The 15,458-nt window shown below is 71.6% G+C and carries 14 protein-coding genes; 6 read left to right on the forward strand and 8 right to left on the reverse strand.

Translation table 11 applies throughout. The features are described 5' to 3' along the window. Positions 1-2 precede the first annotated feature (2 nt). From JEQ17_RS30385 to JEQ17_RS30395, 3 genes are all read right to left on the reverse strand, one after another. Complete coding sequence (locus tag JEQ17_RS30385) at positions 3-1,331, reverse strand: ABC transporter substrate-binding protein (RefSeq protein ID WP_200398120.1); 1,329 nt, start codon at positions 1,329-1,331, stop codon at positions 3-5. A gap of 82 nt (positions 1,332-1,413) precedes the next feature. Next, a complete protein-coding gene (locus tag JEQ17_RS30390) occupies positions 1,414-2,625 on the reverse strand; it encodes an ROK family transcriptional regulator (protein WP_200398121.1) in 1,212 nt (403 codons plus the stop codon). Positions 2,626-2,967: 342 nt separating this feature from the next. Further along, positions 2,968-4,047, reverse strand: coding sequence for a mechanosensitive ion channel family protein (locus tag JEQ17_RS30395; RefSeq protein WP_200398122.1), 1,080 nt, complete (start codon positions 4,045-4,047; stop codon positions 2,968-2,970). Positions 4,048-4,322: 275 nt separating this feature from the next. Between JEQ17_RS30395 and JEQ17_RS30400 the strand changes: the two genes are divergently transcribed. Beyond that, a complete protein-coding gene (locus JEQ17_RS30400) occupies positions 4,323-4,859 on the forward strand; it encodes an HNH endonuclease (RefSeq protein ID WP_055611422.1) in 537 nt (178 codons plus the stop codon). A 146-nt stretch (positions 4,860-5,005) separates the two neighbouring features. Here JEQ17_RS30400 and JEQ17_RS30405 read toward each other — a convergent pair whose 3' ends face one another. The 3 genes from JEQ17_RS30405 to JEQ17_RS30415 are packed head-to-tail and all read right to left on the reverse strand — an operon-like array spanning position 5,006 to position 7,628. Continuing rightward, a complete protein-coding gene (locus JEQ17_RS30405) occupies positions 5,006-6,361 on the reverse strand; it encodes an FtsX-like permease family protein (protein WP_200398123.1) in 1,356 nt (451 codons plus the stop codon). Then, the gene (locus JEQ17_RS30410) at positions 6,358-7,083 is read right to left on the reverse strand and encodes an ABC transporter ATP-binding protein (protein ID WP_200398124.1); all 726 of its coding nucleotides are present in this window, start codon (positions 7,081-7,083) and stop codon (positions 6,358-6,360) included. Before JEQ17_RS30410 ends, JEQ17_RS30405 begins: the two co-directional genes overlap by 4 nt. 11 nt (positions 7,084-7,094) lie before the next feature. After that, entirely contained in the window at positions 7,095-7,628 is a 534-nt protein-coding gene (locus tag JEQ17_RS30415) for a PadR family transcriptional regulator (RefSeq protein ID WP_200398125.1), read from the reverse strand. 293 nt (positions 7,629-7,921) lie between these two features. Between JEQ17_RS30415 and JEQ17_RS30420 the strand changes: the two genes are divergently transcribed. The 3 genes from JEQ17_RS30420 to JEQ17_RS30430 are packed head-to-tail and all read left to right on the forward strand — an operon-like array spanning position 7,922 to position 11,039. After that, positions 7,922-8,173: a hypothetical protein gene (locus tag JEQ17_RS30420; RefSeq protein WP_200398126.1), complete on the forward strand. Its 252-nt coding sequence runs from the start codon at positions 7,922-7,924 to the stop codon at positions 8,171-8,173. Continuing rightward, entirely contained in the window at positions 8,173-10,740 is a 2,568-nt protein-coding gene (gene malQ, locus JEQ17_RS30425; protein ID WP_200398127.1) for a 4-alpha-glucanotransferase, read from the forward strand. Before JEQ17_RS30420 ends, malQ begins: the two co-directional genes overlap by 1 nt. A gap of 20 nt (positions 10,741-10,760) precedes the next feature. Further along, positions 10,761-11,039 (forward strand): hypothetical protein, encoded by a 279-nt coding sequence (locus JEQ17_RS30430; protein ID WP_200398128.1) that lies wholly within the window; start codon positions 10,761-10,763, stop codon positions 11,037-11,039. A 180-nt stretch (positions 11,040-11,219) separates the two neighbouring features. Here JEQ17_RS30430 and JEQ17_RS30435 read toward each other — a convergent pair whose 3' ends face one another. After that, positions 11,220-11,822, reverse strand: a complete 603-nt coding sequence (locus JEQ17_RS30435) for a TetR/AcrR family transcriptional regulator (RefSeq protein WP_200398129.1) — start codon at positions 11,820-11,822, stop codon at positions 11,220-11,222. 163 nt (positions 11,823-11,985) lie between these two features. On the opposite strand from JEQ17_RS30435, the gene JEQ17_RS30440 reads away from it, so the two are divergent. Beyond that, the gene (locus JEQ17_RS30440; protein ID WP_200398130.1) at positions 11,986-13,524 is read left to right on the forward strand and encodes an FAD-dependent monooxygenase; all 1,539 of its coding nucleotides are present in this window, start codon (positions 11,986-11,988) and stop codon (positions 13,522-13,524) included. A gap of 98 nt (positions 13,525-13,622) precedes the next feature. On the opposite strand, the gene JEQ17_RS30445 is transcribed toward JEQ17_RS30440, so the two are convergent. Beyond that, complete coding sequence (locus JEQ17_RS30445) at positions 13,623-14,147, reverse strand: MarR family winged helix-turn-helix transcriptional regulator (protein WP_200398131.1); 525 nt, start codon at positions 14,145-14,147, stop codon at positions 13,623-13,625. Between the two features lie 132 nt (positions 14,148-14,279). Here JEQ17_RS30445 and JEQ17_RS30450 point away from each other — a divergent pair, with 132 nt between their 5' ends. Further along, positions 14,280-15,218: an EamA family transporter gene (locus tag JEQ17_RS30450; protein WP_200398132.1), complete on the forward strand. Its 939-nt coding sequence runs from the start codon at positions 14,280-14,282 to the stop codon at positions 15,216-15,218. The last annotated feature ends 240 nt before the right edge of the window (positions 15,219-15,458 follow it).

The raw sequence follows: 15,458 nt of genomic DNA on the forward strand, positions 1-15,458 counted from the left end.
TGCTACTTCGCCTGCTCGATGTCACGGTCGATCTGGTCGGCCGTCTTCTTCAGACCGGCCTTCAGGTCCTTCGCCTTGCCGGACTCGTACTGGTAGCCGAAGTCCTGGAGGGTCGTCTGGTACGTCGAGCCGTTGACGGACGCCGGCGGGGTGTTGGAGTGCGGGTTCTGCGCGATGTCCAGGAAGGTCTTGAAACCGGGGTCGACCGTCAGGTCGGGCGACTTCAGCGCGGCGAACGTGGACGGCACGTTGTGGATGGCGTTGGCGAAGGCGACGACGGCCGCGGTGTCGGTCGTCATGTACTTCACCAGCTCCCAGGCCGCGTTCTGCTTCTTGCTCTGCGGCGCGATCCCCATGATCGTGCCGGAGAGGAAGCCCTTGCCGTACTCGTCGACCTCGTCGTCGGCGACGGGCATGGGAGCCGTGCCGATGTCGAACTTCACGCCCGCGTCCTTGGCCATCCCGAGCCGCCACTCGCCGTCGAGCTGCATGGCCACCTGGCCGGTCTGGAAGGGGTGCTTGGCGCCCCACTCGTCGCCGAACGTGTTGCGGTACTTCTCCAGCTTCTGGAAGCCGCCGAGGCCCTCGACGAGCTTCTTCTGGTACGTGAACATCTCGGCGAAGGCCGGGTCCTCGGCGATGCTGGACTTGCCGTCCTTGTCGAAGTAGGCGTGGTCCCACTGCGACATGTAGTGGTCCACGACGGTCTCGTAGCCGTGGTAGTTCGGCATGAAGCCGAGCTGCTCGTACGAGTCGCCCTTGGACTTCGTCAGCTTCTTGGCGACCTCGGTGAACTCGGACCACGTCTTCGGCGGCGCCTTGATGCCCGCCTTCTCGAACGCGTCCTTGTTGTAGTAGAGGCCGTACGCGTCGCCCAGCAGCGGCATCGCGCAGCGCGTGCCCTCGAACTGGGTGTACTCCAGCATCGGCTTGGGGATGATCTTGTCGAGGTCGAGCTTCGACTTCTCGATGAACGGCTTGAGGTCGGCGAAGGCGCCGGACGAACAGAACTTGCCGATGTTGGACGTGGTGAACGACGACACCACGTCCGGGCCCTTGGAACCACCCGCGCGCAGCGCCTGGTTGAGCTTGTCGTCGTTGATGTTGCCGACGACCTTCACCTTGATGTTGGGGTGTTCCTTCTCGAACCGGTCGATGTTCGCCTGGATGGCCTTGACCTCGGCGGGAGCGCTCCAGCCGTGCCAGAACGTGATCGTGGTCGACGCGTTCGGGTCGTCCGTGGCGCCGGTGTCCGACTGGCCGGTGCAGGCGGTGGTGAGAAGGGCTATCGAGGCGGCGGCGAGCACCGCTTTCCTGGGCATTCCGGGCATGGCGAAGTCTCCCTGGGGCGGGACGGGGTGGTGTGGGACGGGATGTGTACGGAGATGTGCGGGGAGGCGTGCGGGGTCGGGCTCAGCGCGAGGTGTCGAAGGCCTCGTCGCGGGTGGCCGCGAGCGCGCTCTCCAACGCGCCGCGCAGCACGGGGTGTTCGTCGACGTCGCCGACCACGAGGCGCGGCCGGGATGCGGCCAGCTCCTCCAGCTCGGCCTGCACCAGGGCGCGCAGCAGTTCGCCGCCCCTGGTGAGCGAGGCCCCGCTGAGGACGACGAGTTCGGGGTCGAGGACGGAGACGAGCGAGGCGAGACCGGTGGCGAGCCCCGTCGCGTACGTCTCCAGGAGCTGCCGGTGGGCCCCCGCGTTGATGTCCGCCGCCTGCTCGACGAGCGAGGCGGCGACTTCGGCGTACGGCCCGGTGGGCAGGGGCTGGATGCCGAGTTCGCGGGCCAGTTTCGGGATGGCCTGGGAGCCGGCCAGCTCCTGGTAGCCGCCGCTGTTGGCCTTGGTGACGTGCCGGACGAGCGGCGCGCCGGGTACGGGGAGGAAGCCGACCTCGCCCGCGCCGCCGGTCCAGCCGCGGTGCAGGCGTCCGCCGAGGACGAGCGCGGCACCGAGACCGCCCTCGTTCCACAGCAGGACGAAGTCCTCGTGGCCCCGGGCCGCACCGAGCCGCTGCTCGGCTATGGCGACGAGGTTGACGTCGTTCTCGTACTCGACGGGCATCGGCAGTGCGGCCGCGAGCTCGTCGAGCAGGGCGGGGGAGTGCCACCCGGGAAGGTGGGAGGCGTAGCGCAGCCGTCCCGTGTTGGGGTCGAACGCGCCGGGGGTGCCGATGACGAGCCGCTGGATGTCGGCCCGGACCAGCCCCGCCGCCTTCACCGCGCCGTCGAGGGCGTCGGTGACCTGCCGTACGACGGTCTGGCCGGCGCGACGGCCGGGGGTGAGCAGTTCGTACTCTCCCACCGTCCGCCCCGTCACATCGGCGACGGCGGCGAGGATCCGCTCGGGCGTCACGTCGAGACCGGCGGCGTAGGCGGCGGCCGGGTTCACCGCGTACAGCTGTGCGTTGGGCCCCGGCCGGCCCTCGCTGGTGCCGGTGACGAGGACGAGCCCCGCCGCCTCCAGCCGGGCCAGCAGCTGCGAAGCGGTCGGCTTCGACAGGCCGGTCAGCTTGCCGATCCGGGTCCGGGACAACGGCCCGTGCTCCAGCAGGAGATCGAGTGCGGCACGGTCGTTCATGGCGCGCAGAACGCGAGGGGTGCCCGGCGTACCGGCGGTTCCTGCCATGAGAGTCGACACCTGCCTTTCGGCTGCACAGCTTCCCAGTGGTGCCGCCGTGAAGTCCACCGCGGAATCACTGTTAGGAAACTTTCCTATCGGTGGGAGGAAGGTAGGCCCGGGGTGGGGGACGCGTCAATACCGGCCACTGGCGGGCAATGAAGTCGTTACCCGGCGGACGGTGAGGGGACACGCGCGTGGGGCGACAGCGGGAGCGATGCACGTGTGGGGCGGCGCCCGGAGCGACACGCGTGTGGGCGGCGCCCGGAGCGACATGTGTGTGGGGCGGCACCCGGAGTGATCCGGATGCCGCCCCACGGAGGCCGTGCGCGTATGAGAAAGGTCTCGCCCCTACTTCGTCACATTCGTCGGGACCGCCGCCGGAGCTATGGGGGACGCCGTCTGCGACTGGGGGGACGCGGAGTTGGAGTAGGCCGACGGGGCCGCCATGCCCGCCGTCGGATCGGGGGCCGTGTCCTCGTCCAGCTGGGTGGGGAGGCCGCCGACGATACGGATACCGGCCGCGTCCAGCGCGTGCTTGATGCGCCAGCGCAGTTCGCGCTCCACGCTGAGCGCCTTGCCCGGCATCGTCTTCGCGGAGACGTGGACGACCATCGAGTCGAGCAGGACGCTGTCGAGGCCGAGAACCTCGATGGGGCCCCAGAGGCGTTCGTTCCAGGGCTCGGCCTTGCTCATGTCCTCGCCGACCTGGTTGAGGAGGGTCTTCACCCGGTCCAGGTTCTCCGAGGGGTGGACCGTCACGTCGACACCGGCCGTGGCCCAGCCCTGGGAGAGGTTGCCGATGCGCTTGACCTCGCCGTTTCGGACGTACCAGATCTCGCCGTTGTCGCCGCGGAGCTTGGTGACGCGCAGGCCCACCTCGATGACCTCGCCGGAGGCCACGCCCGCGTCGACCGTGTCGCCGACGCCGTACTGGTCCTCCAGGATCATGAAGACGCCGGAGAGGAAGTCCGTGACCAGGTTGCGGGCGCCGAAACCGATGGCCACGCCCGCCACACCCGCGGAGGCCAGCAGCGGGGCCAGGTTGATCTCGAACGTGCCGAGGATCATCAGCGCGGCCGTACTCATGATCGCGAAGGACGCGACCGAGCGGAGCACCGAACCGATGGCCTGGGAGCGCTGGCGGCGGCGCTCGACATTGACCAGGAGGCCGCCGAGGGCCGTCCCGTCGACCGCCTGGGCCGTACGGTTCATGCGGTCTATGAACTTCGTGATGGTCCGCCGTATGACCACTCTCAGCACGGCCGCTATCACCAGGATCAGCAGCACGCGCAGGCCGATGCTGAGCCATGTGGACCAGTTCTGCTCGACCCAGCTCGCGGCGTTCGTCGCGCCTTCCTGGGCGTCCTGGAGCGTTGGCGACGTCGGTTCCTCGGTGGGATCGGCGGCCGACAGGACGGACAAGAACACGGCAGGTACCTCCAGGCGTAGCGGTCCGCCCGTGGCAGGGACATCGGGATGGGGACACCGACGGGCAGAACCACCACACTAACGGGGCACCATGTGTGGATCGTTGCAATGTTCGAGGGAGAGACTGTGCTCACCTGGGGATGAAGAAGATGTGGTCGAAAACACTCCCAGCCCGTTACCGGGACATGGTGGCGCTTCCACCAGGCATGAGGGGAGACTGACTACAGATCGTCCCGGCGCGAGCCACGCGCCGCCGGCGTACAAGGAGGCCATCCGTGCCGCATGTCCTGGTCCTCAACGCGTCGTACGAGCCCCTCGGCGTCGTACCGCTCCGCCGCGCGCTCGTCCTCGTCCTCGAGAACAAGGCTGTCTGCCTCGAGGAATCCGGCGCCTTTATGCATAGTGCAACCGTTACTGTCCCCGCACCCAGCGTGGTCCGGCTGAAGAGGTTCGTACGGGTCCCTTACCGGGGGCCCGTTCCGCTGACCCGTCGGGCGCTCTTCGCCCGCGACGGCGGCCGGTGCATGTATTGCGGTGGCGTCGCAACCAGCGTCGACCACGTCATCCCGCGCAGCCGCGGGGGTCAGCACGTCTGGGACAACGTGGTGGCGTCCTGCCGCCGCTGCAACCACGTCAAGGCCGACCGTCACCTGGTCGAGATCGGCTGGCGCCTGCGCCATAAACCGGCCCCGCCGACGGGGCTCGCTTGGCGCATCATCGGAACCGGGCATAGGGACCCGCGCTGGCTGCCATACCTGCAGCCGTACGGCGCGGAGGACGCGATGGCCCGGATCGACGGCATTTCCGCCTGACGATCCGGGCCTTCGTCTTGCCCTGTGCGAGCCGGTTCCGCTTCTTTCGCGCGGGCCGGTTCGCCGCCTTTTCCGGCTCTCCGGGAAGTCCCCTCGTGCCTCCCGGAGAACCGGAAATCCGTTCTGCGCCCGGTGGCCCGGGGCGGCTACGCGAAGCGCAGCTCCGCCGGATGCACCGAACGGCGCAGCAGCGGCAGGGAAGTGGCGGCGGCGAGGAGACAGGCCGCGTAGACGGCCGGCGGCACGAGCAGCGGCACCAGAACGGGGATGGCCGGAGCCTCCACGGCGCTTCCGTACGCGATGTACACCGCCGCGCCGCCGAAGCCCGCGAGCAGCATCGCCGGGGCCAGCGGCAGCGCGGTCTCCAGGAGCAGCGCCCGGCCGAGCACCTTCTGCGGCACGCCCGCCGCGGTCTGCGCGGCAAGTCCCCGGCGCCGGGTGGCGAGCGACTCGGCGGTGCCCACGGCGAGACCGCCCAGGCTGATCAGCAGCGCCACCAGGACGGCGACGCCCGCCAGATTGACGCCGGTGGTGTAGAACGCCAGGTCCTCGGCGCTGTGGGGCAGGCCCTGCCGCGGATGACGCACCTCGTCGAGGAACATCTGGCGTACGCCCATGAAGCCCACGCCCACGACGGACACCAGGAGCACCGCCGCGTTGGTGCGCGCGGTGGCCCACGGGTCGGCCTGGAGCCGTTCGGCGGCGATCAGGACCGCGGGGTTCCCGGTCCGGGCGGCGAGCCGTCTGCCGATGGCCCGTGCGGTGAGCCCGGCGACCGCCACCGCGCCCGCACCGGTCAGCGCCACCGCGGAGAACACCAGCAGGGCGAACGCGGTGGCCCCCGGCCCGGTGACCCGCATGACGATCAGCAGGGCGGCCAGGCCCACCAGCACCGCCGGCACCACCAGGGCGAGAGTGGCGACCCGGCCGTGGCCCGGCCGCACCCGGCGCACCCAGCCGAGCGGCGAGGCCACGACCCGGCGCAGCGCGACCACACTCACCAGCACGGCGAGCAGCGGCACGGCGAGCGTCACCAGGGCGAAACCGCCCCAGGCCTCCAGTGAAGGCCGCTGCTCCAACAGGTTCACCATGAGGAGCGCGGAGAACACCGCGGCGACCACCGCCCCCAGCAGACAGGCGAGGCCGGACTCCAGGGCCGCGATGCGCCGCACCTGCCTCGGCGTCGCCCCGGCGAGCCGCAGCCCGGCCAGCCTGCGGTCGCGGTGCACGGCGCCGATACGCGCGCACTGGGCGAGGAAGCCGAGCACCGGCACCCACAGGAGCAACAGCGTGACGACCACCCCGGCGCGCTGCCCCGGCTGGTCCAGAAGACCGTGAAAGTACGAGGTGGACACCTGCCCCTCCACCGAGGCGACCGCCACCGCCGCGAGCCCGAGGCCGGTGGCCAGCGCGGCCCCCACCGCCGTCAGCATCACCCGCCACCACTCCCGCCGGTCCGAGCCCCGCGTCAGCAGCAGCGCGAGCCGCAGGTCGGTCCTCATCGGGGCACCTCCACGACGGCGTCCGCCCCGGCGGCGACGACCCCGGAGGCAACCGCTCCGTCACGCATCTCCACCTCGCGGTCCGCGTAGGCCGCGACCTGCGCGTCGTGCGTGATCAGCAGCACCGCCGTGCCGGACTCCCTGGCCGTGTGCACCAGAGCCGTCATCACCCCCTCGCTCGCTAGGGAGTCGAGCGCGCCGGTGGGCTCGTCCGCGAAGACGACCTTCGGACCGGTCACCAACGCCCGCGCCAGCGACACCCGTTGGGCCTGACCACCGCTCATCTCCCCGGGCCGCAGCTCCTCCTGACCGCGTACGCCGAACCGCTCCAGCCACTCGCCCGCCCGCTCGTGGGAGTCCTTGCGGGAGGCACCCGCGAGCAGCAGCGGCAGCGCGACGTTGTCGAGCGCGGTCAACTCGGGTATCAGCTGCCCGAACTGGAACACCACCCCGAACTCCGTACGCCGCAACTCGCTCAACCGCTGTTCCGGCAGCTCGTCGAGGCGCTGCTCGGCGTAGACGACCGAGCCCTCGTCGGGACGGACGATGCCCGCCAGACAGTGCAGCAGCGTGGACTTGCCGCTGCCGCTCGCGCCGGTGACCGCGAGGATCTCCCCGGCGCGCAGGTCGACCGAGGCACCGCGCAGCGCCCGGGTCCTGCCGTGCGTCTTGCCGAGGCCGCGGGCCGTCAGGACCGGCAGGGCCTCGTGCGTACTGCTCATGGGCGGTCTGCTCATGCTCCGTCGACCTCCGCGGTCAAAGTGGTGAGCCGGGCCGCGGTGGTGGTCATCCAGCGCAGATCGGCGTCGAGGTGGTTGAGGGCGTAGTCGGCCGAGAGGACCGTCGCGAGATCGGCGCCGGGCGCCGTCTTGACCGCCGTGAGCTCCCGCATGCGCGCCATGTGCGCGGCGCGCTGGGTGCTCAGATACTCGGCGGGGTCGGCCGAGGCGAGGATCGCGCACACGACCTTGGCGAAGATCTCGTTCGTCACGAAGGGCGCGGGCGGGGTGATCTCGGCCGTCCACGCGGCGAGTTCCTTCGCCCCCTCGTCGGTGGACCGGTACAGGGTCCGCTCCGGACCGCCGTCCGAACCGGTCCCGTCGATCTCCGCGAGACCGTCGCGGACCAGGCGCTGCAACGTCGTATAGACCTGGCCGTAGGCCAGCGGGCGGGCTTGCGGGAAGCGTTCGTCATGGCGTCGCTTGAGGTCGTAGCCATGGCTCGGCCCTCCGGCGAGCAGCCCCAGCAGGATGTGGCGGGTGCTCATGGCGGCCATTATGTACTGAGTATATGTAGCGAGTGAATAGTGACGCCGGAAAATCCTCGGCCGCGTTCCAGGAGGGGCTCTCAGGCGGCGGGCCCCAGGGGGAGGGGCTTCGCGGGAGGGGGCGGGCTTGATCGCGGACGGTGGTCGTCCAGGCGCTCTTGGTTACCCGGCGCATCCGGGACAGAATGTGAACAAGGGCACGTTGTCCGGGCTGTCACGTCTGCGCGCCCGCCCACTGGGTAGGGCTGCCCTGACCCGCCGTACGACTACCCGCGACGACCAAGGAGGCCCCCATGGCCGCATCAGCACAGCTTCTGCTCTCGGCCCTCTCCAAACGCCCGGCGGACCAGCCCGCCGACCCCGCCCCGTACATCTGTGTCTTCACCGCCGAAGGACCCTGCGCGGAGACGCCGCTCACCAGCGAGCCGCCGCTGCCCGACGCCGCCCCCCTCACCAGCGAACCGCCTCTCGCCGACGCCGCGCCCCTGACGAGCGAGCCCACCTCCACGGGCGCCGCCGCGGGCCTGGACCCATCGGGGGTCTGATGCCGCTCTCCCGGCTCGCCGCGCTGCACGGCGTCGCCACCTCCTTCAGCCCGTCCCCAGGGCGCACGGTCGCGGCCTCGGACGCCGCGGTCGTCGCCGTCCTCGCCGCACTGGGCGTCGCCGCCGGCACGCCGGACGCCGTCCGCACGGCACTCACGGCCCGCGAGACGGAGCTACGGGAACGACTGCTCCCACCGACACTGGTGTGCTGGAGCGGGGCTCCGACGGTAGCCGGGAGTGACCATGACCCCGGGGCGCGCGAATCCGCCCCGGGGGCGCACGAAAGCGAACGCGCGCGGGGCGAGGGCCGACCCGCGCCGGACGCGGACCGACCCGCGCCGGATGAGCACCGGCCCGGGGCGGGCGAGAACCCTCTCGGGGCAGGCGAAAACCCTTCCGGGGCAAGCGACGGCCGACCCGCGCCGGACGCGGATGCGCTCGCGCCGGGCGGACTGCCATCCGTGGTCGAAGCGTCTGTGGTCGAAGCGTCCGTGGCCGATGCGTCCGCGGCCGGTGGTTCCGGCGGCGCCGCTGGTTCCGTGCTCGCGCCGGGCGGCCAGGACCCGATCACCCCGCCCGGGTTTCCCGGAGACTCCTTGCTCGCCTCCGTCCTGGCCGCCTTGCCCGCCGGGACCCGGCTGCGGATCCGTACCGAGCAGGGGGAGTCGCGTGCCTCCGCCGAGCAACTGCCCCTCGGTGTCCATGAGTTGGAGGCCACGGCTCCCGATGGACGGACCGGCCGCGCCCATCTCGTCGTCGCGCCGACGCGGTTGCCCGCGGCGCCGGGGCGTACGTACGGGCTGCTCGTGCAGGTCTACTCGCTGCTGTCGCGGCGCTCCTGGGGCATGGGCGACCTCGGGGACCTCGCCGAGCTGACGGCCTGGGCGGGACGGGCGCTCGGCGCCGGGTTCGTACAGGTCAACCCGATGCACGCGGCCGTGCCCGGCGCACCCACCGACCCCTCCCCGTACCGGCCCTCCTCCCGCCGCTACCCCGACCCCGTGTACCTGCGCGTCGAGGACATCCCCGAGTTCGCGTACGCCGGTGAGCGGGACCGCGACCGCGTCCGTACGCTCCTGGAGCGGGCCGAGCGGCTGCGCGAATCCGTGCTGGACAAAGGCGCGTTGATCGACCGCGACGCCGTGTGGGAACTGAAGCGCGAGGCCCTGGAGCTCGTACGGGACGTGCCGCTCGGGCCCGGACGCCGCGCCGCCTACTGCGACTTCCTCGCCGAGGAGGGCGAGGCGCTGGAGGACCACGCCACCTGGTGCGCGCTCGCCGAGGTGTACGGCTCCGACTGGCAGAAGTGGCCGGCCGCCCTGCGCGACCCCCGCTCGGCCGAAACCGCCCGCGCCCGGGGCGAGTTGATGGACCGCGTCGACTTCCACAGCCGCCTCGCCTGGCTGACGGACGCTCAACTCGCCACCGCCCAGCGCAGCGCGCGCGACGCGGGCATGGGGGTCGGGCTCGTGCACGACCTCGCGGTCGGCGTCCACCCCGGCGGCGCCGACGCCTGGGCGCAACAGGAGTACTTCGCGGCGGGCATGTCGGTCGGCGCGCCCCCGGACGCGTTCAGCGTGCAGGGCCAGGACTGGGGGCTGCCGCCATGGCGCCCGGACCGCCTCGCCGCGTCCGGCTACGCCCCGTACCGCCGCCTTCTGCGCGCCCTCTTCCGGTATGCCGGCGCCCTCCGTATCGACCACGTCATGGGCCTCTTCCGCCTCTGGTGGATCCCGCAGGGCCGCCCGGCCACCGAGGGAACGTATGTCCGGTACGACGCCGAGGCCATGCTCGCGATCCTCGCGCTGGAGGCGTACCGCGCCGGGGCGTTGGTGATCGGCGAGGACCTCGGCACGGTCGAGCCGGGCGTCCGGGAAAAGCTCCACGAACACGGCGTGCTCGGTACGTCCGTGCTGTGGTTCGAACGCGACTGGGACGGTACGGGCCTGCCGTTGTCGCCCGAGAGCTGGCGCGCCGACTGCCTCGCCACCGCCACCACCCACGACCTGCCGCCCACCGCGTCCCGGCTCACCGGCGACCACGTCGAACTCCGCGACCGGCTGGGCCTGTTGACCCGCCCGGTGGAGGAGGAACGGGCCGAGGCGGCCGCCGACGTGGGGGAGTGGCTGGCGCTGCTCGCCCGGCTCGGGCTGCTCCAAGGCGCGGCCGGCGGGCTGTCGGAGGACTCCGAGGAGGCGCAGATCCAGGCCCTGCACCGCTTCCTGCTGCGCACCCCCGCCCGCATGATCGGCGTCTGGCTCCCGGACGCGATCGGCGACCGCCGCCCGCAGAACCTGCCCGGCACCTGGGACCAGTACCCGAACTGGCGCCTGCCCGTCGCCGATGCCGAGGGCCGCCCCGTCACCCTGGAGGAACTCGCCGCCTCACCCCGGCTGCACGCCCTCATCGACGTGGTGCGCGCGGGCCGGGCGGTGGGCGGATGCGGGTCGGACGCGGGAGTTTCCGTCCCGGAACCGGCGGAATCCGGGACGGATCTCGCGGAATCCGGGCCGGGCTCGGGTGGCGTTCCGCCTCGTACGGCACCCCCGGGCGCGCGGCCGGATTAGGTGTTCGCTACGTTTGCACCGTGGACAAGAAGAACGCCCTGCGCGCCGGCGCCCTGGCTGCCGGTACGACGCTGATGATGCTGCTGATGTCGTCCCCCGCGCTCGCGCTGACGCCTGACGACGGTGACGACCCCGGTCCCGGCCTGAGCGTCATCGAGACGCTGGGGCTCTTTGTCGTGGCGCCGATCGGGCTGTTCCTGCTGATCGCCGGCCTGGTCTGGGTTCTCGACGGGTCGACGGACCGTCACCCGAAGGCGAAGGGCAAGGCCAAGACGAAGGCGGCCGTGAAGGCTTCCTGACCTCGGCCCGCTCCGGCCGCTGAGGTTTTCCGCGGCCACTGAGGCTTTCTGTTTCGAGGGCACCGTCCTCGTGTACGTACGGCAGTCGTCGTACGTGCCCGAGGACGGTGCCCTCGACGTGTTTCCGGCCGGTACGGGCACGGCGTTCGGTGGCTGTGGCTGCGGCTGTGACTGTGGTTTTCAGTGGGAGAGGCCCGGGTGCGGGGCCGTCAGGTAGCGCTGGACCGTCGGTGCCAGCCAGGCCACGATCTCCTCGCGGGTCAGGTCCAGGGCGGGCGGCAGGCGCAGGACGTACCGGGTCAGCGCCATGCCCAGCATCTGTGACGCGACGAGCGCGGCGCGGGCCGGGACCTGCTCGGGGTCGGGGCAGACGCGCAGGGCCACCGGCACCAACTGCTCCTTGAAGATGCCCTGCATGCGCTCGGCCCCGGCGGTGTTGGTGACCCCGACCCGCAGCAACGCCGTCAGCACCTCGTCGTTCTCCCAGAGCGCCACGAAGTGCTCGACGAAGATCCGGCCGACCTCCTCCTTCGGCACCTTCTCCGGTACCGGCAGCCGCAGATCAATGTCGACGGCCGCCGCGAACAGGCCCTCCTTGTTGCCGTAGTAGCGCATCACCATCGAGGGGTCGATCTTCGCGTCGCGGGCGATGGCGCGGATGGTCGCGCGCTCGTACCCGTCGGCGGCGAAGCGTTCGCGCGCGGCGGTGAGGATGGTGGCGCGGGTGGCGTCGGAGCGGCGGGCGGGCTGCGCGTGCTGGGTGGGGGAGTCGGTGTCGGTCATGTCAACAAGCGTAGGCCAACAGTTGTTGACGGGCCAGGGGTGTCGCCCTATGGTGGCAAACGGGCGTTGGCCTACAAGCGTTGGCCTACGAGTGTTGGCACCCGGACCGCCCGGGGCTCGCCAACAGCCCTTGACCAACAACCGTTGGCACCAGGAGGCCGCCATGACAGGTACGACCGGCACGACCGACAGCAACGGCACCCCCCGTACCCCCGTCACCCCCTCCCGCGACGTCATCGTCGTCGGCGCGGGCCCCACCGGTCTGCTGCTGGCCGGCGACCTCGCCACGGCCGGCATCCCCGTCACCCTCGTCGAGAAGCGCCCGCACAGGATCAGCAACCTCTCCCGCGCGTTCGTCCTGCACGCCCGCACGCTGGAGCAGCTCGACGCCCGAGGTCTCGCCGACGAGCTGGAGAGCAAGGGCCGGACGCTCGACCGGCTCCGGCTCTTCTCCCGCCTGACCGTCGACCTGACCACCCTCCCCTCCCGCTTCAACCACCTGCTCGTGCTGCCGCAGTACGAGGTGGAGCGCGCGTTGGAGCGGCGGGCGGTGGAGGCCGGGGTGCGGTTCGCGTACGAGACCGAGGTGACCGGGCTGGTCCAGGACGAGGACGGGGTGACCCTCCGCGTGCGCGCGGCAGCCGGGGCCGAGCCGGCCGCGGGGGGAGCGCGGGAACTGGGGCAACCGCGGGAGCTGCGGTCGGCGTACGTCGTCGGGACGGACGGGATGCGCAGTGCCGTGCGGGAGGCGGTGGGACTGCCCTTCCCCGGGCGTTCGGCGATCCGTTCCGTCGTGCTCGCCGACGTCCGGCTCGCCGAGGAGCCGGAGACGCTGCTGACGGTGAACGCGGTCGGGGACGCGTTCGCGTTCCTCGCGCCCTTCGGGGACGGCTACCACCGGGTGATCGGCTGGGACCGCCGGCGCGACGTCGCCGACGACGCGCCCCTCGACCTCGAAGAGGTCAGGGAGATCACCCGCCTCGCCCTCGGCCGTGACTTCGGCATGCACGACGCCCGCTGGATGTCCCGTTTCCACAGCGACGAGCGACAGGCTCCGGCGTACCGGGTGGGCCGGGTCTTCCTGGCCGGGGACGCCGCGCACGTGCACACCCCGGCCGGCGGCCAGGGCATGAACACCGGCCTCCAGGACGCCGCCAACCTGAGCTGGAAGCTGGCGGCGACTCTCAACGGCCACGCCCGCGCCGACCTGTTGGACACCTACCAGTCCGAACGCCACCCCGTCGGAAAGTCCGTCCTCCGCAGCAGCGGCGGACTCGTACGGCTCGCGATGGCCAAGCGGCCCTGGACGCTCGCGGCCCGCACCCTGCTCACCACGTTCGCGAACCACGCCCGCCCGGCCCGCACCCGCATGCTCGGCCAGATCACCGGCATCGGCTACGCCTACCCGGCCCCACGCGGCGCCCACCCCCTCACCGGCAAGCGCGTCCCGGACGTGATCCTTCAGAACGGCCGCCTGTACGAGGCCCTGCGCGGCGGCAGGTTCGTACTCATCACCCCGCCGGACGCACCGTCGGACCTCGACACCGGCACCCGCAAGGACCGCCTGACCGTGGCGAGTTGGACGAGCGACCGCCGCACAACCCTCCTGGTCCGCCCGGACGGCTACACGGCCTGGGCAGCGGAGAACCCGACCACAGGGCAACTCGAAGCGGCACTGACGGCATCAATGGGACAGGCCTGACGGGCCCCGCCCCCGCAAGGGGCGCGGGGAACTGCGCGACAAGCCACATCGGACCCGCGGCCAGACAACGACCAGGAACCCCCCTCCCCGGCGAGTCGCTAGCGACTCGTCCGGCCCGTGCCGGCAAGCAACTGCCGCAACAGATCAGCCAGTTGACCGGCCTGCTCCTCGTCGAGAGACGACAACGCCTCCGTCTGGACGTCAAGACCGGCCCCGACCGCCTCGTCGACAAGCACCAACCCCTTCTCCGTGAGCGTCACTTGGAGGGCGCGACGATCGTGGGGGTCGGGGGACCTGCGGAGCAGACCGGCCCGTTCCAGCTTGTCGAGGCGGCCGGTCATGCCTCCCGTGGTCAGCATCAGCGTCGCCGAGAGCTGACGGGGCGAGAGGGCGTACGGGGCGCCGGACCGCCGCAGCGTGGCGAGCACGTCGAACTCGCCGCGCGAGATGCCGAGCCGCGCGTACGTCTTCTCCATCCGGTCGCCCATCGCCCGCGAGAGCCGGAAGACGCGGCCGAAGACCTCCATCGCGGCCGTGTCCAGGTCGGGCCGGACGGCGGCCCACTGGTCGATGATCGCGTCGACGGGGTCCGCGGGGGTCCTGGCGGCCTTGGAAGTGCTCATGGGGCGAGTATCCGCACCGCGTCACCCGGCTGCAAGAAGGTGGCTTGACGATAAGTAGCTTAGCGCTAAGCTAATTACTGCCAAGTCATCTCGGGGTCGTCTCCCCGGGCCATCTCCCTCATGGAGCCGGTCATGAACCGCAGCACCGTCATCGCGCTCACCGCCCTGGCCCCGGTCTCCTGGGGCAGTACCTACGCCGTCACCACGCAGTTCCTGCCGGCCGACCGGCCCCTGTTCACCGGCCTGATGCGCGCCCTGCCCGCCGGGCTGGTCCTGCTCGCGCTCGCCCGCACGCTGCCCCGCGGGGTCTGGTGGTGGAAGGCGGCGGCCCTGGGCGCGCTGAACATCGGCGCCTTCTTCCCGCTGCTCTTCCTCTCCGCGTACCGGCTGCCGGGCGGTATGGCGGCGGTCGTCGGTTCCGTCGGCCCGCTCTTCGTCGTCGGCCTCGCGGCGGCCCTGCTCGGCGAACGCCCGACTCTCCGTACGCTCCTCACGGGCATCGCGGCGGCCCTCGGCGTGAGCCTGGTCGTACTGAAGGCGGCCGGCGCGCTGGACGCCGTGGGTGTGCTCGCCGCCCTCGCCGCGACCGCGTCGATGTCCGCGGGCACCGTGCTGACGAAGAGGTGGGGGCGTCCCGAGGGAGTCGGCCCGCTGGCCCTCACCGGCTGGCAGTTGACCGCGGGCGGGCTGCTGATAGCCCCGGTCGCGCTGCTCGTGGAGGGCGCGCCGCCCGCGCTCGACGGGCGGGCCGTCGGCGGCTACCTCTATCTGGCGCTGGCCAACACGGCGGTCGCGTACTGGCTCTGGTTCCGCGGCATCGGCCGGCTCACCGCCACCCAGGTCACCTTCCTCGGCCCGCTCTCCCCGCTCACGGCGGCCGTCATCGGCTGGGCGGCGCTCGGCCAGGCGCTGGGCCCCGTGCAGCTGGCGGGCATGGCCCTGGCTTTCGGCGCGACGGTGTTCGGCCAGCTCGGGGCACGCCCGGCGCGCGGAATCCAAACGTTCAGCTCAGCTGAAAGGAATGGTCGAAAAGATTCGATGGACGTGACGGTTCCGGCGCTGCGACGGTAGATCCACATCGACCGAGTTCCCGGTGACGGAAAGACGGGAAGAGAGGCGTGGGACACACCGTGGGAGCCCTGGACCCGACCACTCGTACGCACGGTTCGCGGACCGAGCAAGGCGAACCGGCCCAGGCCCCCGCTGTCGGCCTGAACGGCCTCGTCCTCAAACGCCGGACGGGCCGGGTGGGGCGGGATACCGTCGCGAACATGCCTGACGACCGCCCCGCTTGTCGCTGTGTGATCTGCC

This window comes from Streptomyces liliifuscus (assembly GCF_016598615.1).
Classification (GTDB): domain Bacteria; phylum Actinomycetota; class Actinomycetes; order Streptomycetales; family Streptomycetaceae; genus Streptomyces; species Streptomyces liliifuscus.